The organism is Mucilaginibacter angelicae, from assembly GCF_042434235.1.
Classification (GTDB): domain Bacteria; phylum Bacteroidota; class Bacteroidia; order Sphingobacteriales; family Sphingobacteriaceae; genus Mucilaginibacter; species Mucilaginibacter angelicae.
In genome coordinates this window covers 164,228-185,289 of record NZ_JBHLTS010000004.1, presented here as the reverse complement: position 1 = coordinate 185,289, position 21,062 = coordinate 164,228, and the positions used below count along the sequence as shown (strand labels likewise).

Genomic DNA, 21,062 nt, shown 5'->3' with positions numbered 1-21,062 from the left:
TATGGAAAATGGTAAACAATCGCATCTTCATGTTATTGTGAATGTTCGCCGGGTTTACTCACCCCGACATCGCTGCGCTTGTCACCCCTCTCTGCTTCGCAAAGAAGGGACGCTTTTTTACCCTCTTTGCGAAGCAGAGAGGGTCGCCGTGCGAAGCACCGGCGGGGTGAGTTAATTATACGTGCTGCATTTATACGCAACCGTTAAAAAACATTAAATTTTAGCCTGTGGATATTTTCTATCTTGTTTCACCGTTTAAACATCAACCAAAACCACTATCCAGCATGTTATCACAACTTGCCAAAGCACTCATTTGCCTGCTTACTTTAAGCTGCCTCATTTCTGTTAAAACCGTATCGGCACAAAATAAATATGATGCGCTTAGTTTCCGCATCGATTCATTGGCTGCTGTAGGTTTGCCCAAATCAGCTTTAAAGGAAGTTGATAAGCTTGATAAACTTGCCCATGACGAAAAGAATGCGCCGCAACAAGTCCGTGCGGTAATTTACCGGATGACATTTCAGTCATACATTGAAGAGGAAGCATTGGTAGTAATCATCGCCAGGTTAAAAACCGATATTAATAAGGCACAGTATCCTGTGAAGCCGGTTCTGCAATCAATGCTGGCCGAAATGTACTGGAACTATTATCAGCAAAACCGTTACCAATACAGCCAGCGAAGCCGCCTTGAGAAACATGGTGATGACTATACCCAATGGGACCTCCAAACTATCATCTCCGAAACCGGCAATCTTTACCGGCTTTCGCTTGCTGGTGCTAAAGAGGAACAGGCCACACCAATCAGTGTGCTTGACGGCGTTTTAAAAGGCGATAAAGCCATCCGTTACCTGCGGCCTACGTTGTATGACCTGTTAGCACAGCGCGCGTTTGAGTTTTTTTTGGCCGATGAGCCGGAGATCATCAAACCTAAAATGGCTTTCTCCTTAAACAACCCGGCTTTTTTTGGCGATGCCCGGTCATTCGTTAAAGTCAATATCAGTACTACCGATACCGCTTCAACCTGGTACCGGGGTATTAAACTATTGCAGCAGGCAACGGCATTTCATCTGAAGGAAAATAACGAAGAAGCGCTTGCCGACCTTGAATTGCAACGACTTAAGTTCTTGCATAATAAATCAACTTTAAGCAATGCTGACTCATTATACCTGTCTGGGTTAAAACGGATAGCGGTCGATTATGCTGCTAAGCCAATAAGTACCGAAGCTTTGGTATTGAGCGGCCTTTACTATCAACAGCTTGACAGTCTTGTAACGGCACATGGTTACTATGATAAAGCTAAAGAATTATTCCCTAATAGTATAAGTGGCAAAAACGCAGTTACTTGCATCCGGGATATAGAAAGGAAGGTTTTATCGGCCCAGGTAGAAGAGGTGTATGCTCCCGGCAAACCTTTGCTGGCCAACTTGCAATATGGTAATGTTAAGCAGGTAAAATTTGTTGTTTACAATGTTACCGACGCGCAATTAAACCAGCTTAAACAAGATGGTCAGCAGGATGAAGAGGACGAGTTAATGATCACAAAGAAGGTATATGATTTTGTAAACAAATTAAAGCCTGTTGAAACCGGTGAACTTTCACTGCCGGATCTGCACGATTACAGAACCCACCGAACCGAATTTAAAATAGCCCCGCTGCGCCCCGGTAACTACATTATTTTGGTTGACGATGCTTCATCTAATAAATCGCGGTTAACAGGGTTGGCGCGCTTTAGGGTAAGCGGTTTGGCTTATGTTACCCGGCAAAGGCCCGATGCTGTAAAGGAAGTAAGGGTGCTTGACCGTGACAGCGGAAAGCCGCTGAAAGGCGTAAAAGTTAATATATACAATACCTACAATGATAAAGGGAAAATATTAAAAAATCCTATAAGTAACGGCGTGTCGGATGCCGGGGGGCTGTTCACTTTTACATGCCGGGGGAATTATTACAACGTAGATCTTGCTACCGCTGATGATAAGTTTGTGAGTAAAAATAATTATGTAAACGGGGTCACAGAAACCTCGCAACCCATAGCCAAGCCTATTGAGCATATTATTTTATTTACCGACAGACAGATCTACCGCCCGGGGCAAACGGTTTATTTTAAGGGATTGCGAATAAGCACCTTTAATAACAAAAGCAGTATTGTGCCCAATGAGCAGGTTGTTGTTAATTTGCTTGATGCTAACAGGCAAAAGCAAGGCAGCCTAAACCTTAAAACCAATGAGTATGGTACGGTAACCGGTTCATTTATTATACCTCAGCAAACCCTTGGCGGTATGATGTTCGTAACCACAGATCATGGTGCAACATTGATCCGTATTGAGGAATATAAACGGCCAACGTTTCAGGTAACATTCCCGCCGGTTAAGGAAACTTACCGGTTTAATGATTCGGTTCACATTAAAGGGAAAGTTACCGCGTTTTCCGGGTATGGCCTTTCAGGAGCTAACGTTGCTTATCATGTTAAACGCAGCTCCGCATATCGGCCTTATTATTTTAAAATGAGAGGCGATAGATATAATGAGGATGAGGAGGAAGCTGAAATAGCATCAGACACCATTAAAACCAATAATAACGGCGAATTTCAGTTTGCTTTTAAAGCTTCGCCGGGTAACAGAAAACTGCCTGATATGTACAATTACAACATTGCTGCCGATGTAACCGACGGGAGCGGTGAAACGCAATCGGCAAATACGGTTGTTAAGGTAAGTAATAACGTGCTTGATCTGGACCTATCGGTACCTGAGCAGCTATCGGCAAAGGATAAAACTGTAATCCCTGTAAAGCTCAGCAATATAAACGGCCAGCCGCAAAATGGAGTGTTAAATGTAAAAGTTTATTCGTTAAACCAGCCCGGCGGCGTATTTAAAAAACGTTTATGGGAAGCGCCAGATCAATACTTAATGAACGCTGAAGAGTTTAAAAAGCTGTTTGCCGGTTATGCGTATAAAAATGAAGATAAACAGGATACCTGGCAAGTAAATAAAACAGTTATTGATGCCGATATAAAAGTCAGCGATAGTACAAGCAGCCAGCTCGATTTGGCAGCGTTAAAACAACAGCCAACCGGGGTTTATAAACTGGTTATAAGCGCGAAGAGCAGTAAAGGCGATACCACATCGCAAACCTATTACATTAAGCTTCATATCGATCCGGCAAAAGCGCCTGATATGGATAGCTGGTTAACTACGATTAATGATGAAGTAAGCAAGGGAGGCGAAACCGCCGAGTTTTGGCTGGGTGTAAGCAGGGAAAGCAGGGTACTGGTTGAAAAATATGAAGGCGCCAAAATGCTTTCATCCCAATGGCTTACCCTTGGCGGCGATAACCAGCAAAGTTTAAAAATAGCTGTACCCGCTACCTCGAAAAACAACTTCGCAGTGCAGTTTTTGATGCTGAACGATAACCGTTTGTACAGTTATTACAAACAGATCAAAATAAGGGATACTATCACATCATTAAAGATCCGTTTACTAACCTTTAGAAACAAGTTGCAGCCCGGCGAAAAGGAACAATGGAAAATACAGGTATCGGCACCGGGCAAAGAAAAGGAACAGGCCGAGCTGCTGGCCGGTATGTATGATGCCTCGCTTGATGATGTAGCCCAACCCCAAACCTGGGACCAGCAACTGCCAACTTACAGTTATAACCCCGATTATTTTACATGGCAAGCTTATGATGAGTTTGTACGGGCTGTTGGTACATCAGCTTTTAATGAGCTTCCATATTATGGCATGCACATTTTGAATTTTAATTATGAAACCCTCAATTGGTTTGGTTACAGTTATTTCGGTGGCGATAATTATGGTTATAATAATTATATCGAATCAGTAAAAGAATATAAAAAAGGATCGGCTAAGGATAAGCAGATTGAGGCTTTGTATCTTAAAAATTCGGCGCTTATAAAAAATGGTTCAGTAGTAAGCGGTAGGGTCATTAATGAATTTAGTATACCTGTAGCCGGTGCTAAAATAACAATTAAAGGCACGGGCATTAATACTACATCAAATTCATTAGGTTTTTATAAAATCAAAGTACCGCGAAATGCTACATTAATATTCAGTGGGAAGTACATGCTTACGCAAAATATGAGTCCTCCGGTAAACGGGTATGTGCGAATGAGTTTAGAAAACTCAACACGCGTAAGAGTTAATGGAAAAGACTATTTGACTTTTGCTGATCCCGGCGTGAAATCGGAGGTTGGAGCCCCTAATGCCGACATCAGGATTGATGAGCCGGTAGGTAATAGCGATATGAAAGGGTTTGTAGAAAGTGACAATAATGTATTTGGAGTGCTGCAAGGGAGAGCTGCCGGTGTACAAGTTGCTTATGATGTAGCGCCGCCCAGTCAATACGGCTATAACATGCCATTGAGGGAAAAGGCCTTCAAACCAAGCGCAAAGTATGATAGTGAAGTTTTATCAGTTGGTTATGGTGTTCCTAAACCCATCACTACCCGCAAAAACTTTAATGAAACCGCTTTCTTTTACCCCCAGCTTCGTACGGATGAAAAGGGACAGGTGCTGATAGAGTTCACCATCCCCGAGGCGCTTACCAAATGGAAGTTCAGGGCTTTTGCACACAATAAGCAATTGCAGTTAGGGTATACCGAAGCCGAGGTTGTTACGCAAAAACAATTAAGCATCAACGCCAACATGCCACGCTTTTTACGGGAAGGTGATACCGTAACTGTATCAGCAAGGTTGGCTAATTTAAACACTGAACCGTTAAAGGGTAAAGTTGAATTGCAATTGTTCAATGGCATCAATATGCAGCCTGTTTCATTATTGGTGAACAAGGGCGATGCTCAGCAAAAGTTTGAGATAGATGGTTCGGCAACCAAAACGGTTTCCTTTAAACTGGTAATCCCCCCCGGGCTTGATGCACTTACTTACCGTTTAACTGCCGATGCCGGTAAATACAGCGATGGTGAGGAGAATACCATTCCGGTATTGCCAAACCGCATGCTGGTTACCGAGAGTATGCCCATGATGCTAAGGGCAGGTCAAAGCAAGACTTTCAACTTCGATAAGCTGCTTAGCAATAGTAGTACTACGCTGAAAAGTAAAACCCTTACGCTGGAGTACAGCCAAAATCCAGCCTGGTATGCGGTGCAGGCCATTCCGTATATGATGGAATTCCCTTATGAGTGTTCGGAACAATTGTTCAGCCGTTATTATGCTAACAGCTTGTCGACAGACTTGATCAGTAAAATGCCGCTCATCAAACAGGTATTTGATCAATGGAAAAATAGCGATAGTAAAGAACTGCTCTCTAACCTGGAAAAGAACCAGGAACTGAAAACCACCCTACTTGAAGAAACACCCTGGCTGGAGGATGCCCTTAGCGAATCGGAACAGAAGAAAAGGATAGCCCAGCTTTTTGATTTGAATAAAATGAGCTATGAAATGAAGGCCAACCTGGATAAGCTGAAGCAAAAGCAACTGCCAAACGGTGCGTTCCCATGGTTTGGTGGTACTTATGCCGATGATTATATCACTCGCCATGTTTTGGAGGGGATAGGACAGCTTTATCACCTCAAAATAGCCTCGGCAAATGATCAAACGTTAAAAGACATTGCCGGCAAAGCCCTTGCTTACATGGATGCCGAATTGATGAGGGAGGATAAAGAGGCGAAAAAGCAAAAGAACTATCAATCAAGAGATGTTGGCTATAATGAGGTTCACGCATGGTACGTGCGGAGCTATTATACTGATAAAGCTATGGAACCAGCATTGAAATCTATCTTCAATAACTATTTAAAACGAGCCGAAGATCAATGGGTAACACAAAGTATTTATGAGCAGGGGATGATAGCCCTCACCATGCTGCGTAACGGGAAACCATTGGTTGCAAATGCCATCATCAAATCGTTGAAGGAAACTGCTCAAACTTCGGATGAGATGGGGATGTACTGGGGTAAAAATATGGTGGGTTATTACTGGTACCAGTCGCCCATTGAAACGCAGAGTTTAATGATCGAGCTGTTTACCGAAACAGGCAACAATGATAAAGCTGTTGAGGAAATGAAGATCTGGTTGATGCGCAACAAACAAACCAACAACTGGAAAACTACCAAAGCTACCGCCGCCGCCGTATACGCCCTGCTGTTAAAACAGGAAGATTGGCTGAAGGCCGGAATTGCATCTGAAATTAAGCTGGATGATAAGCCTCTTGTCGAACTAAAGCCGGATCTTAAAGCTGATGCAGGCACAGGCTACATCAAAACCGGCTGGGTTGACGAACAGGTGAAACCTTCGTTGGGCAAAGCAGAGATTAAAAATAATGGAAACTCCATTAGCTATGGTGCAATGTACTGGCAATACCTGGAGCAGATGGATAAGATTACACCATCGCAAACAGATATCCATTTGGAGCGTAAATACTTCATCAAAAAACAAACAGATGCAGGACCTGTATTGCAGGAGGTTGATGCAACTCATCAGCCTAAAACCGGCGACCTGCTTAAAGTGGTAGTGTATTTAAAAGCCGGCCGTGATTATGAATATGTGCAGTTGAAAGATCTTCGCCCGGCAGGTACGGAGCCGGTATCCGCTTTGTCCGAATATAAATACCAGGATGGCTTATCATATTACCAGGTAACTAAAGATGTGGCTACCAATTTTTTCATCAGCTATTTAAACAAAGGCAGCTATGTTTTTGAATATGAATTGAGGGTAGCCCAGCCGGGTAATTTTTCGACAGGAATTACCAGTGTTCAATGTATGTATGCGCCGGAATTTAATGCACATAGCGAGGGGAGCAGGGTGGTGTTTAAATAGAAATTTTTTTCGCTTTTGTCATTTCGATGGAGCATGGGTAGAAATAAGCGCCGGGGCGAAAGAGAAATCTTGTACGCCCTGCTAAGCGGTTATGCAAAGTCCGCAGAGCAGGTGAATAAGATTTCTCCCTACAGAAATGACAAGGGAGACGTGAAAAAAACAGCCCGAAGTTAAAAACTCCGGGCTGAGGGCGTGATTAAAGCATTAGGTATTAAACTTTCTTAAAAATACTTGATATATAGCCAACTTCGGCACGTTCGGGCGCACGGTCAATGTAGATCTGCCTGTCCTGCGGAGCCCAGGTACCGAGGCCATCAACATAGCGGTTATACATGCAAAAAGCAGCAGCGATCAATACGGTATCGTGGATCTCCCTATCATCAGCACCTTCTGCACGGGCTGCTTCAATTTGTTCGGTAGTTACATGCTTGCCGCCTTTTTGTACACTGCCGGCAATGGCTAACAATGCTTTGATCTTGGGCGACAGATCAGTTGCAGAGAAATTTGCTTTGATGGCGTCTATCTCATCAATATTGCAGCCAAGGTAATGCCCGGCTACTGCGCCGTGCACATTCTGGCAAAAGAAACAATCGTTTAGGTAGGATACATAGGTTGCTATCAGTTCCCGTTCGCCTCGCGATAAAGAGTTATTATCATTGCGAAGCAGTTGCTCGGCCAGGGCGTTTAACGGGGCTTCTGTTTCGGGGCTATAAAACATGAGGCCACGGATGCCGGGCAAATCGTTATTTAATTCAATATGTGCCATAATATCAGGTTTTAAATTAATGTTGTGGTTGCGGTAATACATAACCTTTGGCCATCCGTTTCCCCATTTCGGCATAAGCTTCGGGATCGGTAGGGGTGAGACTGGCAAGGCCGTCAACATAGCGGTTAAACATGCTGAAAGCGGCGGCTATCAATACTGCATCGTGGATCTCGCGGTCGGTGGCTCCCTGTTCGCGCGCGGCATCAACATCCTCCTGTTTTACCTCTTTCCCTAATATTTGCACTTTGCCTGCTATGTTTAGCAATGCCTTTAGTTTTGCGCTGATAGGCGCTTCGGTCATATCGCGTAATACCTCGTCAACAATAAGGGCGTCATCCTCATACAGGCAACGAGCAGCGGCAGCATGACTGCTGTAGCAAAACGTGCAATTGTTACGATAGGATACGTAAGCGGCTATCAGCTCGCGGTCGGCCGGACTAAGGGTTGATTCTCCGCGTAATAATACTTCAGCCAGTTCATACAAATACTGACCGGTTTCGGGCCTGAACATTACCAGCGAACGGATGCCCGGAACGCCTTCGGGTACATTGATGTGTGCCATGTTTTATTTATTGAATTATTGAATTAATGAGTTATTGAATTGAATTATTGTTTCTTCGCTTTTAAGCTTTTTGCTTTATGCCTTCAGTTTTTTCGTGGCCAAACAGTACCACCAGTAAGCCTATTAAAAATACCAGGGAGAAGATGAACAGCGCATTACCATATCCGCCCAGTGTTGATACCAGTACACCTACAAACAATACAGCCGTAGCTGTAAATATGCGCCCGATATTGAAGCAAAAGCCTGTTGCCGTTGCCCTGATGCCGGTTGAAAATAATTGCGGAATATAGGCCGATAATACGCCCTGGCTTGCGCCGAAAAATAAGGCCAGTATTATGATCTCAACGTAAACTGCAGTACTGAATGTGGTATTGGTTTTAAACAGGATGAATGACATTCCCGCGCAAACTGCGAAACAGATCACCATAGAGCGCCTGATGGATAACAGGTTAACCAGCCAGCCTGAAAAGAAACCGCCTGTTAAACCACCCATACCCATGCACATCATGCTCAGTCCGCGTTCTTTAGCTGCATCATGGTCGGTAATCAGGCTTTGTACCCAGGTAGGCAGCCATGAAAATATAGCCCACAGGCCTATCAGCATAGTACCAAAGGTTAATGAACCTACAATAAGTTCGCGGCGATGATTTTTAGAAAGCAGCTTATTTAAGGGGTTTTCGCGGTTAGCGATATCATTGCGATAGTTGAGCCAGTTTTCAGATTCGTTCAAAATCAGCGCACCTATCAAGGCCAGGGTAAGAGGAATTACCCCAACTAAAAAGCCCGACCGCCATGATGATACAATGAGGTTGATGAGCCCGGCAGAGAAGATTCCTACCGGAAAGGCAATAGAAAGAATGCCTATGATCACCGCCTTGCTTTTGGCAGGCCAAACTTCGCTCACCAGGGTTATAGATGTTACCAAAACACCTCCTACACCAAAACCGCTGAAGAAGCGGCAAAGCAATACGCCCCACCAGGTTGGCATCAACCCGGTTAAAATGGTGAACACGCCATAACTGCCGATGGCCAGCAGCAGGGCTTTTTTGCGGCCCATTTTATCGCTGATAACACCCCAGGTAAAGCCACCAAATGCCCAGCCAAAAATGAAGATGGCGTTGATGTACCCGCTGATGGCGTTGATCTCATTGGTGGGGACGGTACCCTGCAAGTCTTTTACCACAACGGGCAGGTAAACCGACATGAGTGTTGATACGGAGCCACCCAAAGCAGTACTAAAGAAGCAGATCACAAACAGCACCGCCCTGTAGGCGGCACTGCTGCTTGTTTGAGGTTTTACAACCTGTTCATCAATTGTTAAAGTGCTCATGTTGATTATTTTAAAAGGTCATCAAATACTATTGATACATAATAAATAGCCCCAATTGCCGGCGAACCGTATGATTGGTATACACGGTTATTGAAGATATTACTGCCGCCCAGTTTGATAGTTGACTGGAGCTTTGGCAGTTTTTTGCTAAACTGAAGGTCAACTAAAGAGTAGGCATCTACACGGCCCGGACGAGTGCCGTTAAAGGTTCCGTACCAGTAGTAAGCAGTTTGCCAGTGCCACGCTGCGTTAAAACCAAAATCATTGATCACGTTGCTGTTACCAAATGTGGCGTTGGTGCTCCATTTTGGTGTATTGAAAGCAGCGATGTTGTTAGGATTGGCGTTGCGAAGGTTAAACACCGATAAGGTTGCATTACCCCCCACAGCATAACCGCCATTAAGCAGGTAAGTTAAACCTGCACTTGCTCCCTGGGCAGATACTTTATCGGGGGCATTGGTATACAATTGGAATGCGTGAACCTTGCCGTTAGGGATATCAGTTGCGGAGGCTGTGGTTACGTTACCATCAGAACCAAGAATCGGATTGCTGGGTTGGATCACAACTGTGTTTAGGATAAAATTGTTGTAGCTGCTGTGATAGTAGTTCAGGTCTATCAGCAATTTATCCATGATCAGTCCTTTGTAGCCCAACTCAAATGCTTTTTGCTGTTCTGGCTTGATATAGGCTACACTGGCCTTTTGGAGAAGGCCTTTGTTTTGTTCAATTGCCTGCGGAAAAGGCGTACCGCTTTGCACCGCCTTGCCAAACGCCGCGCCAAAGGCACTTACCGATGATGAGGTGAATGAGTTTTCGTAAACATTTAAGCCCTTACTGTTATTAGGCGCGCCACCCAAAATGGTGATAGGGCCTACGTTAAGGTGGATAAACTGATCAACAGGGGTTGGGTTCCTGAAACCGGTTTGGTATGAAGCTCTGAAGTTGGATGTTTTATCAACCGTATACACTGCCGAAAAACGAGGGGTGAAGCTTCCTTTAAAGTTCTCGTTCTTATCATAACGGATAGAGGCTGTCAGCTTCAGGTTATCATCAAACAACTTTTTAGCTGCCTGTAAAAACGAGCCGTACTCTTTGATAGTTATCCGTTTATCTTTATCATCAAACAAGCTGCCATTGGTAAACATCCTGTAATTGCGGAAACTGCCGCCAGCCAAAAGCTCAAATACTTTTATAGCACTGGTAAAATCGTACTGACCTTCGGCGTGGTAAAATTTACTGTTACTGAAAACGCCCGCACCGCTTAAGCCATAATTGTGGATTGATGCGTCTTTGGCAGCGTTAAACGCTGAGGTGCCGGGTAAAAACCTACCCTGGTCCGCAAATGTCCTTGCAGCAGAATTGCTATTTGGGGTAACACCACTTACTGTTCCGTTAAATGCGGCGGCGTAGCGAGTAAACCAGGTATCATCGGCTTTATCAGGAGTTACGGTGTTGCCGTTCAGGTCTTTTACCCAGTCGCGGTTTATGAATTGAGCCAGTGAGCGGGTGTTGTATGAATCGTGAGAGTTTTCTTCAACCGAATAGCCACGGATAAAGAAGTTGCTGCCTTTTAACTCAACCCTGTGTGTTTGTAATACAAAGTTGTTAAGGTCAAAACGACTGCTGCCAGTATAACTTGCAGTACCGCGACCATAGTTGTACTGGTAAATTGCTTCCAGGTTATTGCTGAAGCGGTATTGTAAAGCACCGTTCAGTTTCAGGCTGTAAACGTTGTAGTTCATCAGGTCCTTTTCTTCATAACCTGTCCTGGAAACCAGGCCAATGCCGGGTAGGGTTTTGGAAACCTCGTCGCCATAAATATTCAGCGCATCGCGGCCGGGATTGTTGGGGCCGCGTTGGGCGACAGGCGTTGAGGCGCTTACATCGGTATAATTGTCGGCATACCAGTCGCGCCCGGTGAGGTATGATGCATTGAGTTTAAAGGCAAACTTATCGTTAAACGCTTTAGCATAACGGGCAGCAAAATCATATAAGCCCTGAGGTTTTACAACCGATTCGCCAAAATGGTTAAGGCCGCTTTTTACCTGTAGGGTTAAGCCCTGGTATTTGAACGGATCTTTGGTTTTAAGCGAAAGCAAGCCATTAAAAGCCACCGGCCCATACAATGCCGAAGCGGCACCCGGGATAACTTCCACACTTTCGATATCAATATCCGAAGCGCCGAAAAGGTTACCTACCGAAAAGTTTAAGCCGGGTGTTTGGTTATCAACACCATCAACCAGTTGTAAAAATCGGCTGTTGCCGGTGCTGTTAAAGCCACGGGTATTGATCTGTTTGTAGGTTAAGCTGCTGGTAACCGATTCAATGCCTTTTACACTTTGTAAACCATCATAAAAAGTGAATGAGGGATTATCCTTAATGGCCTTGAGGCTCATTTTTTCGATGCTCACCGGCGATTGCAAAATGCTTTGGTTGATGCGGGTTGCTGATGATACTACCTCGTTAAGTACAATAGCTTTTTGCGTTAGTTTTATGCTGATATTATTATTGGCAGATGTTACCGGGCTTTCCTGCACTTCAAAACCCACAGCAGATATAATGATAGTAAAAGGCAGTTTTAACTTGTTGGCAGTTAAAGTATAGTTGCCTTTTGAATCGGTAGTAGTGCCGGTAAGTTTTCCCTTAACAGAGATACTTGCGCCCGAAACAGGTTTGCCTGTAGCGGCATCGGTAATGTTGCCCGTTACCTTAACTTCCTGGGCAAACAGGTTTATGGATGTGAACAGTAATACAAAGAATAAAAGTTTTTTCATTGTGATTGGGTTTTCTTAATTAGGATTAGGGTTATTTTTTTAAATGGTCATAACCTTGGGGCAGACGAGTGTAACCATGATTAACTAATCGCTCGGCCAGGACGTTATAGTAACCGGCATCGGCAGGGAGGGCAGTGGCCAGTCCGTCAACATAGCGGTTGTAATAGCAAAACAAGGCGGCTATCAGTACGGTGTCGTGGATTTCAACATCGGTTGCCCCGGCAGCTTTAGCACGGTCAACAGCTTCAGTTGTTACACTTCGGCCGTTTTGTGCGGTTAGCTTGGCAATGGTAAGCAGGGCTTTCATTTTTTCGGTAACCGGGGCGGTTTCAATGTTTTCCTTTATTTTTTGTGCTGTTTCTGCTTCGCCGGCGAGAAGGTCGGCAGCGGCGGTGTGCGCGGTAGTACAAAAGGTGCATTGATTGTTGTGTGATACCACGGTGGCAATCAGTTCACGATCAGCTTCGGATAGGGTTGAAGGGCCGCGCAGTAAAAACTGGGTAAGGTTGCGGATTGGTTGTGCCGGTTCTTTGGCATACTCCAGCAAGCCGGTAATGCCCGGCAAATGGCTTTCAAGTGTAATGTAAGGCATAATAATTTTTGAATGTTTAAGGTATCAGAGGAGAGGACGTACCAGCTTAAATTTATTTACAGCTACGGCGCATAGTTAATTCATAGCCCGAGCGGCTATGAGTAAACTCATCGGCAGAAATAAATAATTTACAACAGCAGCGTTACAATCGCTATCCCAAAAAATGAATTAAAACAGAGAAGGGATTAGCAGCTGGCCTTAGGTGGTTGCTCCGGGATATCCTGGTGAACAGGAAATAACTGTTGAACTGGGTGAACAACGGTTTGCTGAGTATATTTTTCAGGGCAATTGAACTCAAAATGCACAAAAGTGAGATTGAGGTTGTCCTGCATAATTATTTTACCAAAAGGTACATGCTCTTTTTGCGGCACCGGCACCTCTTTTACATCCTTCGCGTTGATGATGTTTTTATCGGCCAGGCGGGTGGTTTCATAATTAGGTGTGCACATTAAGTAAATGGCATGCCTGGTTATGCGCATTTTTTGATAGTTGTAGTTGTTGCTGCCAAACTGGATCTGCCCGTGAATGTTCTCGTAGCTTTTCCAGTCGGTTATGCCGGGCATATTAACCGGGATAATTACCTCGGTAAGGTCCTTTACATTGTAAAAGCCTTTGGCTGTTTGCTCGGTAAAGTATTTGTTGCTTTTGTAAACCAGGAGCTGATGCAACAACACGTGCCCGCCTATATTAAGCAGGTGAAGGTTAAGCAACATCAGGGCAATAAACTTCTTCAAGTGGTTTACGAACAAAGGGTTGCTTAAAATTGCTGTTTATAAACGTAGTATCCAAATTTATTTAGAATAATTATGCGTAATGCGCAGCCGATTTCCTTTGTGGGTTATCGATTGTAAATAGATTTCTGATTCTCCTTTCTGGTGACTAAATTTTCAGCCTGACTAATGTCTGGTTCGTGACCTGCTTTGTCCACTTGCTATAGTTAAGGGTGGGTAAGGGCCCTGTATGAAGATACTTTTGAGATACACAATAAAAAAATCTCAAAAATAAGATCATGAAAACTAACCCACACAACCTTGTCAGTAAAATTATTGCCGGGGTTTTTATCCTGCTTACTTCTACAAGCTTTGCTCAAACAAACACCAATGCTCCGGATGCTATCCGTCCGTTTCATATCCATGTTTCGGATGAAGCTGTTGCCGATCTGCGCCAGCGTGTACAGGCCACGCGATGGGCCGAACGTGAAACCGTAACAGATCGTTCGCAGGGAGCTCAGCTTGAAAAAATTCAGAGCCTTGTGCGCTACTGGGGCAATGGCTACGACTGGCGCAAAGCAGAAGAAAAATTGAATGCATTACCTCAATTTGTAACCACTATTGATGGTCTTGATATCCAGTTTGCACATATCCGTTCCAAAAATCCCAATGCCTTGCCTATCATCATCACCCACGGCTGGCCGGGCTCTATTCTTGAATTATTAAAAATTGTTGGTCCGCTTACTGACCCTGAAGCTTACGGCGGCCGTGCCGAAGATGCTTTTGATGTAATATTGCCATCAATGCCCGGTTACGGTTTCTCAGGTAAACCTACAGGCACCGGCTGGGATGCCGATCATATTGCCCGTGCATGGGATGTATTGATGAAACGGTTAGGTTATAAACACTATGTATCACAGGGCGGCGATTGGGGATCAGTAATATCCGATAAGTTGGCACATCAAAAACCTGAAGGCCTTTTGGGCATCCACGTAAATATGCCTGCAACTGTACCTGCCGATATTGCGAAATTGCTTAGCAGCGGCGCACCTGCACCGGCTTCATTATCTGCTAAAGAAAAGGCAGCTTACCAATCACTTAATAACCTGTATACAAGAGGTGGCGGTTATGCCGGTATCATGGTTACCCGTCCGCAAACTATAGGTTACTCTTTGTCTGATTCGCCGGTAGGTTTGGCCGCGTGGTTCTATGATAAATTTGCCGACTGGACTTACAGTGGTGGCAATCCTGAAAAATCATTAACCCAGGATGAAATGCTTGACGATATCTCGCTTTACTGGCTTACCAATACCGCTACATCGGGCGCGCAGCTTTACTGGGAAAATAACGCCAATAACTTTAACGCCGTAGATATTTCGATCCCTGCCGCTATTACCGTTTTCCCTGGCGAGATTTACCAGGCACCAAAAAGCTGGGCCGAAAAAAGCTACCACAACCTCATCTATTTTAACGAGGTAAAAAAAGGCGGTCACTTTGCTGCCTGGGAAGAACCCCAGCTATTTGCCGAAGAATTACGTGCAGCCTTTAAATCTCTGCGCAAATAATACCAATGTATTGGCAGCTGGAGGACGAGCCGGGAGCTATGTTCTCCAGCCTTTTGCCAACGCTCTGGCGAATTGAGTAAATAAACAAAATCAAAGGCACCCGTACCAATGGTAATTCAGGTTTTAAAATGTCTGATTGGCCGGTGCCCCTGTCCTCTTCACATAGTTAGTGATAGGACTTCGGCCGATATCAGGGTATCTTTGAGCATACAAAAAACAAAATAATTTAAATAAACAACACAATGGAAACTCTTAAAAATTCAGCTACCAATAAGATCAGGGTAATCGAAGGCATCTCAGCTAATAAAATCGAAAAAGTATTATATACCGCTAAAGTACGCACAGTTGGCGGCCGTGATGGTGGCTCATCTGTTAGTACAGATGGCCAGTTGGATATCAAACATTCAACTCCCGGAACTCCTAAACCGGGTACTAATCCCGAGCAGTTATTTGCAGCCGGCTGGTCGGCTTGTTTTGAAGGTGCTATTGGAATAGCAGCTGCTAAAAAGAGGATTGCACTTCCTGCCGAACTGGCCATAGATGCAGAAGTGGATCTGGGTACTGCTACCGGTGCTTACTTTTTGCAAGCCCGTTTAAATGTAAGTTTACCAGGTCTGGATGTGGAAGTAGCCAAAGCATTGCTTGAAGAAGCTCACCAAACATGTCCTTATTCAAAATTAACTCACGGTAACATCAACGTTGAAATCAACCTGGTGTAACCCCCTCCGCCCCCTGAAGGGGGCACTTTTAAAAAAGCCCTTGTATCGCATCGCGATACAAGGGCTTTTTGTTGACAACTATTCCTGTTTTTATTCTTCAAAGGCTGAGCGATAGGCAAAAAGGCCGGGGATACCACCGGTTAAGATGAACAGGGTCTTATCGCCTTTAGTAAATTTACCTGCATGAATATCAGCCAACAGACCGGCAAAGGCTTTGCCGCTGTAAACAGGGTCGAGGAAAATGCCTTCAGTGCGGGCAAGGAGCTTTACCGCCCCGATCATTGCTGTTGTGGGTATGCCGTAAGCTTCGCCTATAAAATGCGGGTCGATAAGGATTTCATCCTGACCAATCTTAAGCTCAGGATTAAGCAGGTTTAAAACGGCGTTCGCTTTTTTATGAGTGATGGCTTGGGCGGTTGTCAGTTGACTTAAAACAGAGTATGATAATATACTGATGTTTGATAGCCCTGATAGTTTCAGTCCCGCAACCAATCCGGCCTGGGTGCCACCGCTGCCATTGGGCACAATGATATTGCTGAAATGAACGCCCGATTGGTTTGATTGCCCAATGATTTCATTGAAACAGTTTACATAACCCAGGCAGCCAATCGCACTTGAACCGCCCAAAGATATAAGGTAGGGCTTTTTACCAGAAGCCTTAAGTGTGTTGATCCTGTCTTCAATGAAAATCTTGGCATCCGTTCCTTTGGGTAAATTATGAACCTTAGCACCTAAGATCTGCTCAAGAAGGATATTGCCGTTTTTATCATGTTCAAGCCCCTCCAGTGGTACGGCGTGAGTAAGTACCAACTCGTAATCTAACCCGGCGTAACCTGCCGCTACGGCCGTGAGCCGGGCATGATTGGATTGGATCCCGCCGGACGTGATCAATACATCGGCGCCCTGCTGTTTAGCATCCGCAATAAGATATTCGAGTTTACGGAGCTTGTTGCCGCCAAGGCCCATACCCATAACATCATCGCGTTTTACATAAACCTCAACGCCGTTTAACTGCTTGTTTAACCGGGTAAGCGATTGGATGTTTGTGGGGCCATCTAAAAGATTGAACCGGGGAAACGAATTAAAGGTATTAAAAGTGGGTGTATCCATAAATTAAGAGATAAAAATCCGGCCTGTATTGCTAAGCAAGCATACAGGCCGGATCAATTACAATATTAAAATGTGTTTTGTTTTATCAGATCTCTATGCTCTCGCCTATAGCCGGTAAAAACAGTTTCAACCCTGCTTGTTCAAATTGTTTAACAGCATCGGCTGTATCTATTTTGATGAAACCAAAGGTATCATAATGAACGCCTAAAACCTTATCAGCTTTAACAAGCTTTGCAGCTTCAATGGCATCTTCAACGCCCATAGTTAAAACATCACCTATCGGGAAAACCGCGAAGTCAAGATCAACCCAATTGGCTACAAGGCTCATATCTAAAGTAAGACCAGTATCGCCGCTGTAATAAAGATTGCCGTCGTCGGTTTTTAAAGCATAACCGCAGGCCACACCCGCATAACTGCCGTCAGGAAAGCTGGCAGAATGCTGTGCAATGAACGATTTTGCGGTACCAAAATCAAAAGTCACTTTGCCGCCTGGGTTTAAGGGGTGCACGTTTTTAACACCTTTCTTGCTGAAGTAATCATATACTTCAAAAATACCCACAACCATAGCCCCTGTGCGGTTTGCAATAGTTTCCACATCCAAAACATGATCATAATGACCGTGCGAGACAAAAATGTAATCGGCTTTAATTTCATCAATGTTGATGTCTTTAGCCAGTTCGTTGCCCGTGATAAAGGGATCAAACAGGATGTGTTTACCCCCGGCAACTACTGAGAAGCATGAGTGACCGTAATAGTTGATTTTCATGGTTTGCTTTTTTATGTGAATGATGATTAGTTTAAAAGCGGAGTTAAGTTGTTTACAACAGGCATTGGCAATAGCTTAAAATGATCATAGGTTGTAGGAGTAAATTTACCGGTTACATAGTTTATTTTTGGATATGGAAATGTCATCTTTTTGAGCGGGATGGTATTATTGGGAATGTAAGCTGCTGCAGGGTTGAAGGTATTTTCAAAGCTAAGGGGAGGGCTAATCTCAGATGGGCTTTGTTTGCCGGTATAAGCATTCGATGACTTGAATCCTGCTCCCATTTGTACAGGATCAAAACGGCCAATTTTAGATGAATTACCGTGCAGGTTTATTTTAAAGGTCACTGCCTGTTCTGTGCAGTTTAATTCATTTGCCTGGGCGTAAGCGCCAATACTGCAAAATGTAGTTATGGCAATTAACAGTAGTTTTTTCATTTTATATTGATTAAAACATTACGGCCCGATAAAGCGGGCCGTAATGTTTATACAGAGATTTGGTTAATTATTTTCTGCCGGTTTTTTCTTTTTTCCAGGAACGCAGATCATTTCACAATCCTGCGGGTTACGCTCAAATGGAGCCCTTGTAAGAAACGATAATGAGAACAGCGACAGGAAGCCTACCAATAACCGGCCTTGCTTTAACTTGCTCATGATTTTTGAATTTGTTATATTTTGGTTATCGCGTTGGTTGTTAAATCCGCTTTTGTTGCAGTTAAAACTTCGCCGCTGGTTTTGTCTTGTATAAAACCTACCACCTCCCAGCCTTGTGGCGTAAATCCTTTAGGCAAGTCGATAGTGCTTTGGCCTTTTTTTACCTGGTTTAGGGCTATTGTTTTTAACTCGCGCACTATTTGGGCGTGCGATAGTGTTCTGCCGCTGTTTTCACCGCGTGCCACCTTGCTTATGGCTGATTTTTGTACGATGGCTAATAATAGTTGCTGGTTATCGGTATTGCCGGATAGTTCATAATTGACAGTCAGCTTATCGCCGTTTTGTTGAGCCTTTAAGGAAACCTGTGCCGTTTGCTCGGTTGTTAAAGCGCTTGAAATAGCTTCGCGAAGTACCGGCTCATCCGAACCTACCAAGTCGGTTTTGCCGTTAACAACAACCTGTGGTGTATAAACCTGGGCGTTCAGATAGCGGCTGTATTCGTTTTGGCGTTTTGAAAACATGGCATTGCTGAATACATCTTTCCAGCCAAGGTTATTCCAGTAGTCAACATGGTAAGCCAATATATAAACAGGCTTGTCCTGTGTTTCTTTCTGAATTTTGGCAAGCAGCTCATCAGCCGGCGGACAGCTTGAGCATCCTTCGGATGTAAACAGTTCAACCAAAGCAAAGCCTTTTCCGGGAGTTCCGGTGTTTATTTCTTTTGAGTTATTTATTTTCCGATTGGCATACGCCGCGGTAGCAAGCGCCAGTACTATAGCACCAACGCAAAAGCTTAAGATTTTTAAGGATTGCATATCTTTTGATTTTTATTTACTTCAAAATTATGCCCCAAATGGCCACTGGAACAGCACAAAAAAGCCCAACCAGACATATCTACAGTTCAGTTGGGCATTTACTGGGGTAAAGGAATTTGACGCTTTACCTATTCTCGAGCCAGCTTAAAAATACCGGCGCTTTTTCTTTATTGATGAGTAGTTTTTCGGGTGTCGGAACCACGAGTTTAACAAACAGCTTGCGCATAAAATAGTGCTCCACTTCTTTTATCGCGCTAAAGTTTACAATGTACTGCCTGTTCAGCCTGAAAAACTGATCGGGTGAAAGCTGGCTGCTGATCTGATCGAGCGATTGGTTAACAACATATTCCTGCTGATCAAAAGTCATGATGGTTGACAGTTCGTTGCGGATATAAAAGAAAGCGATGTTATTGGTAAGTATCGTGATGTATTTGTTGTTCTTAAACACCAGGAAGCTCTTTTTACCGGCTGGAGGTGTAATTTGAGATAGCAGACTGCTGATATCAGGTGCGGCCCCCTGCTGAAAAAAATTACGCAGTTCATCTACCTTTTTAAAGGCATCGGCTATGTCAGCCTTCGAAAAAGGTTTGAGCACGTAATCAACACTGTTTGCTTTAAAAGCTTCTAAGGAATACTCATCAAATGCGGTACAAAAGATAATAGGGCAGGATACCTTTACCGATTTAAAGATCTCAAAACACAAACCATCCGAAAGCTGGATATCCATAAAAATAAGGTCGGGCTGCCTGTTTTCTGAAAGGTAGGTAACCGAGCTTTCAACACTCTGCAGTTTCCCCAGGATCTTTGCATGGGGCCTTAATTCCAGTATGATAGTTTCAAGCGAGCGGGCCGCTTTTAATTCGTCTTCAATTATGATAATGTTCATGGATCAGCGGTAGTTTAACTTTGAATATTTTATCGATGGGTACAATCTCTATTTGTTTATCAAGCAGGTGATTATAGCGCAGGTTAATGTTCTTAAGCCCAACACCTGTGGATGGTTCTTCAAAGCGTTTGGGTTTTATCTCGTTTTCCATAACGATGTTATCGCCCTCGATGTACAGTTTGATATGAAGCGGATGATCTAACGATACCACATTGTGTTTTATGCAGTTTTCTATCAGCAGTTGCAGTGTAAACGGAGGGATCAATGTGCCGCGGTATTGCTCATCAATGCTATTGGTGAAAATGAAACCATCCTCAAACCTGGCTTTCAGCAAAAAATTGTAAGCGTCAACAATATCCAGCTCTTCGGATAAATGAATGAGGTCTAACTTACGGCTCTCGAGGGTAAAGCGGTAAAAATTGGAGAGTTTAAGGATAAAATCTACCGAATGTTTATCGGCTGTTTCAACCATGGCTTTCAGGGTATTGAGGCTGTTAAACAGGAAGTGCGGGTTGATTTGCTGTTTAAGCAGCTCATATTGTGCGCCAAGGTTATCGGCCTTAATGCGTTCCAGCTCAACGTTAACCTGCTGGTTTTGGTAGTTTTGATACAGCAGGTTTATCAGCATATAAAACACAAGGTTAATAAGGATCCCCCTTACCTCAATCATCAGCATCACCGGGCCAAAATTCAAATGCGTTAATATCAGTTGCTGCATGTAAGCTAAGGCCAGCATCACTCCCATACCAATCACCAATGTTGTAAGGAGTCGGGAATAAGAGATGCTTTTATTGAGTTGTTTGTTATTTGCTGATTGCTTTGGTAGTGTATAGATATTGTAGTACCACACAAACAGTGAAAAAAGGGCGGTAACTGTTGAGTTTACTGTTGCTTCGGCAGGTTTGAAGTGACGTTCGGCTATCTGGGGAACAGAAGCCAGCAGACCAAGGAAAATTGAACTGCTCCATATAATTCCGGGAGAGATTTTAAATGCTGTATCTTTCATTTATTGTAATGGGTTTGCGGAAATAA

At 44.0% G+C, this 21,062-nt stretch carries 16 protein-coding genes; 3 read left to right on the top strand and 13 right to left on the bottom strand.

What is annotated here, in order from left to right; translation table 11 throughout:
• Window positions 1-284 precede the first annotated feature (284 nt).
• Window positions 285-6,782 (top strand): alpha-2-macroglobulin family protein, encoded by a 6,498-nt coding sequence (locus ACFFGT_RS01035; RefSeq protein ID WP_377020628.1) that lies wholly within the window; start codon window positions 285-287, stop codon window positions 6,780-6,782.
• Between the two features lie 211 nt (window positions 6,783-6,993).
• Here the strand turns inward: ACFFGT_RS01035 and ACFFGT_RS01030 are convergent, their stop codons facing one another.
• The 6 genes from ACFFGT_RS01030 to ACFFGT_RS01005 all read right to left on the bottom strand — a co-directional run bounded on the left by ACFFGT_RS01030 (window position 6,994) and on the right by ACFFGT_RS01005 (window position 13,540).
• Window positions 6,994-7,548, bottom strand: a complete 555-nt coding sequence (locus ACFFGT_RS01030; protein ID WP_377020627.1) for a carboxymuconolactone decarboxylase family protein — start codon at window positions 7,546-7,548, stop codon at window positions 6,994-6,996.
• Window positions 7,549-7,564: 16 nt separating this feature from the next.
• Complete coding sequence (locus ACFFGT_RS01025; protein WP_377020626.1) at window positions 7,565-8,110, bottom strand: carboxymuconolactone decarboxylase family protein; 546 nt, start codon at window positions 8,108-8,110, stop codon at window positions 7,565-7,567.
• Between the two features lie 61 nt (window positions 8,111-8,171).
• Window positions 8,172-9,440: an MFS transporter gene (locus tag ACFFGT_RS01020; protein ID WP_377020625.1), complete on the bottom strand. Its 1,269-nt coding sequence runs from the start codon at window positions 9,438-9,440 to the stop codon at window positions 8,172-8,174.
• Window positions 9,441-9,445: 5 nt separating this feature from the next.
• Complete coding sequence (locus tag ACFFGT_RS01015) at window positions 9,446-12,214, bottom strand: TonB-dependent receptor (protein WP_377020624.1); 2,769 nt, start codon at window positions 12,212-12,214, stop codon at window positions 9,446-9,448.
• Between the two features lie 31 nt (window positions 12,215-12,245).
• Window positions 12,246-12,806: a carboxymuconolactone decarboxylase family protein gene (locus ACFFGT_RS01010; protein ID WP_377020623.1), complete on the bottom strand. Its 561-nt coding sequence runs from the start codon at window positions 12,804-12,806 to the stop codon at window positions 12,246-12,248.
• A gap of 185 nt (window positions 12,807-12,991) precedes the next feature.
• A complete protein-coding gene (locus tag ACFFGT_RS01005; protein ID WP_377020622.1) occupies window positions 12,992-13,540 on the bottom strand; it encodes a hypothetical protein in 549 nt (182 codons plus the stop codon).
• A gap of 275 nt (window positions 13,541-13,815) precedes the next feature.
• Between ACFFGT_RS01005 and ACFFGT_RS01000 the strand changes: the two genes are divergently transcribed.
• A complete protein-coding gene (locus ACFFGT_RS01000; RefSeq protein ID WP_377020621.1) occupies window positions 13,816-15,081 on the top strand; it encodes an epoxide hydrolase family protein in 1,266 nt (421 codons plus the stop codon).
• 242 nt (window positions 15,082-15,323) lie between these two features.
• Window positions 15,324-15,800 carry an organic hydroperoxide resistance protein gene (locus tag ACFFGT_RS00995; RefSeq protein WP_377020620.1) on the top strand — a complete coding sequence of 159 codons (477 nt, stop codon included), beginning with the start codon at window positions 15,324-15,326 and terminating at the stop codon, window positions 15,798-15,800.
• A 90-nt stretch (window positions 15,801-15,890) separates the two neighbouring features.
• On the opposite strand, the gene ACFFGT_RS00990 is transcribed toward ACFFGT_RS00995, so the two are convergent.
• From ACFFGT_RS00990 to ACFFGT_RS00960, 7 genes are all read right to left on the bottom strand, one after another.
• Entirely contained in the window at window positions 15,891-16,910 is a 1,020-nt protein-coding gene (locus tag ACFFGT_RS00990; RefSeq protein WP_377020619.1) for a D-cysteine desulfhydrase family protein, read from the bottom strand.
• A gap of 85 nt (window positions 16,911-16,995) precedes the next feature.
• A complete protein-coding gene (locus tag ACFFGT_RS00985) occupies window positions 16,996-17,676 on the bottom strand; it encodes a metal-dependent hydrolase (protein ID WP_377020618.1) in 681 nt (226 codons plus the stop codon).
• 26 nt (window positions 17,677-17,702) lie between these two features.
• A complete protein-coding gene (locus tag ACFFGT_RS00980) occupies window positions 17,703-18,113 on the bottom strand; it encodes a hypothetical protein (protein WP_377020617.1) in 411 nt (136 codons plus the stop codon).
• Between the two features lie 63 nt (window positions 18,114-18,176).
• Window positions 18,177-18,329: a hypothetical protein gene (locus tag ACFFGT_RS00975; RefSeq protein WP_377020616.1), complete on the bottom strand. Its 153-nt coding sequence runs from the start codon at window positions 18,327-18,329 to the stop codon at window positions 18,177-18,179.
• 14 nt (window positions 18,330-18,343) lie between these two features.
• Complete coding sequence (locus ACFFGT_RS00970; protein WP_377020615.1) at window positions 18,344-19,144, bottom strand: DUF1223 domain-containing protein; 801 nt, start codon at window positions 19,142-19,144, stop codon at window positions 18,344-18,346.
• Window positions 19,145-19,268: 124 nt separating this feature from the next.
• On the bottom strand, window positions 19,269-20,030 hold the full coding sequence (locus tag ACFFGT_RS00965) for a LytR/AlgR family response regulator transcription factor (RefSeq protein ID WP_377020614.1): 762 nt from the start codon (window positions 20,028-20,030) through the stop codon (window positions 19,269-19,271).
• A complete protein-coding gene (locus ACFFGT_RS00960; RefSeq protein ID WP_377020613.1) occupies window positions 20,011-21,036 on the bottom strand; it encodes a sensor histidine kinase in 1,026 nt (341 codons plus the stop codon). The genes ACFFGT_RS00965 and ACFFGT_RS00960 overlap by 20 nt, the downstream gene beginning before the upstream one ends.
• Window positions 21,037-21,062: the final 26 nt, after the last annotated feature.

Coding starts and splice junctions, on each gene's coding strand:
- ACFFGT_RS01035 (WP_377020628.1), top strand. CDS start 285: ATGTTATCACAACTTGCCAAAGCACTCATTTGCCTGCTTACTTTAAGC.
- ACFFGT_RS01030 (WP_377020627.1), bottom strand. CDS start 7,548: ATGGCACATATTGAATTAAATAACGATTTGCCCGGCATCCGTGGCCTC.
- ACFFGT_RS01025 (WP_377020626.1), bottom strand. CDS start 8,110: ATGGCACACATCAATGTACCCGAAGGCGTTCCGGGCATCCGTTCGCTG.
- ACFFGT_RS01020 (WP_377020625.1), bottom strand. CDS start 9,440: ATGAGCACTTTAACAATTGATGAACAGGTTGTAAAACCTCAAACAAGC.
- ACFFGT_RS01015 (WP_377020624.1), bottom strand. CDS start 12,214: ATGAAAAAACTTTTATTCTTTGTATTACTGTTCACATCCATAAACCTG.
- ACFFGT_RS01010 (WP_377020623.1), bottom strand. CDS start 12,806: ATGCCTTACATTACACTTGAAAGCCATTTGCCGGGCATTACCGGCTTG.
- ACFFGT_RS01000 (WP_377020621.1), top strand. CDS start 13,816: ATGAAAACTAACCCACACAACCTTGTCAGTAAAATTATTGCCGGGGTT.
- ACFFGT_RS00995 (WP_377020620.1), top strand. CDS start 15,324: ATGGAAACTCTTAAAAATTCAGCTACCAATAAGATCAGGGTAATCGAA.
- ACFFGT_RS00990 (WP_377020619.1), bottom strand. CDS start 16,910: ATGGATACACCCACTTTTAATACCTTTAATTCGTTTCCCCGGTTCAAT.
- ACFFGT_RS00985 (WP_377020618.1), bottom strand. CDS start 17,676: ATGAAAATCAACTATTACGGTCACTCATGCTTCTCAGTAGTTGCCGGG.
- ACFFGT_RS00980 (WP_377020617.1), bottom strand. CDS start 18,113: ATGAAAAAACTACTGTTAATTGCCATAACTACATTTTGCAGTATTGGC.
- ACFFGT_RS00975 (WP_377020616.1), bottom strand. CDS start 18,329: ATGAGCAAGTTAAAGCAAGGCCGGTTATTGGTAGGCTTCCTGTCGCTG.
- ACFFGT_RS00970 (WP_377020615.1), bottom strand. CDS start 19,144: ATGCAATCCTTAAAAATCTTAAGCTTTTGCGTTGGTGCTATAGTACTG.
- ACFFGT_RS00965 (WP_377020614.1), bottom strand. CDS start 20,030: ATGAACATTATCATAATTGAAGACGAATTAAAAGCGGCCCGCTCGCTT.
- ACFFGT_RS00960 (WP_377020613.1), bottom strand. CDS start 21,036: ATGAAAGATACAGCATTTAAAATCTCTCCCGGAATTATATGGAGCAGT.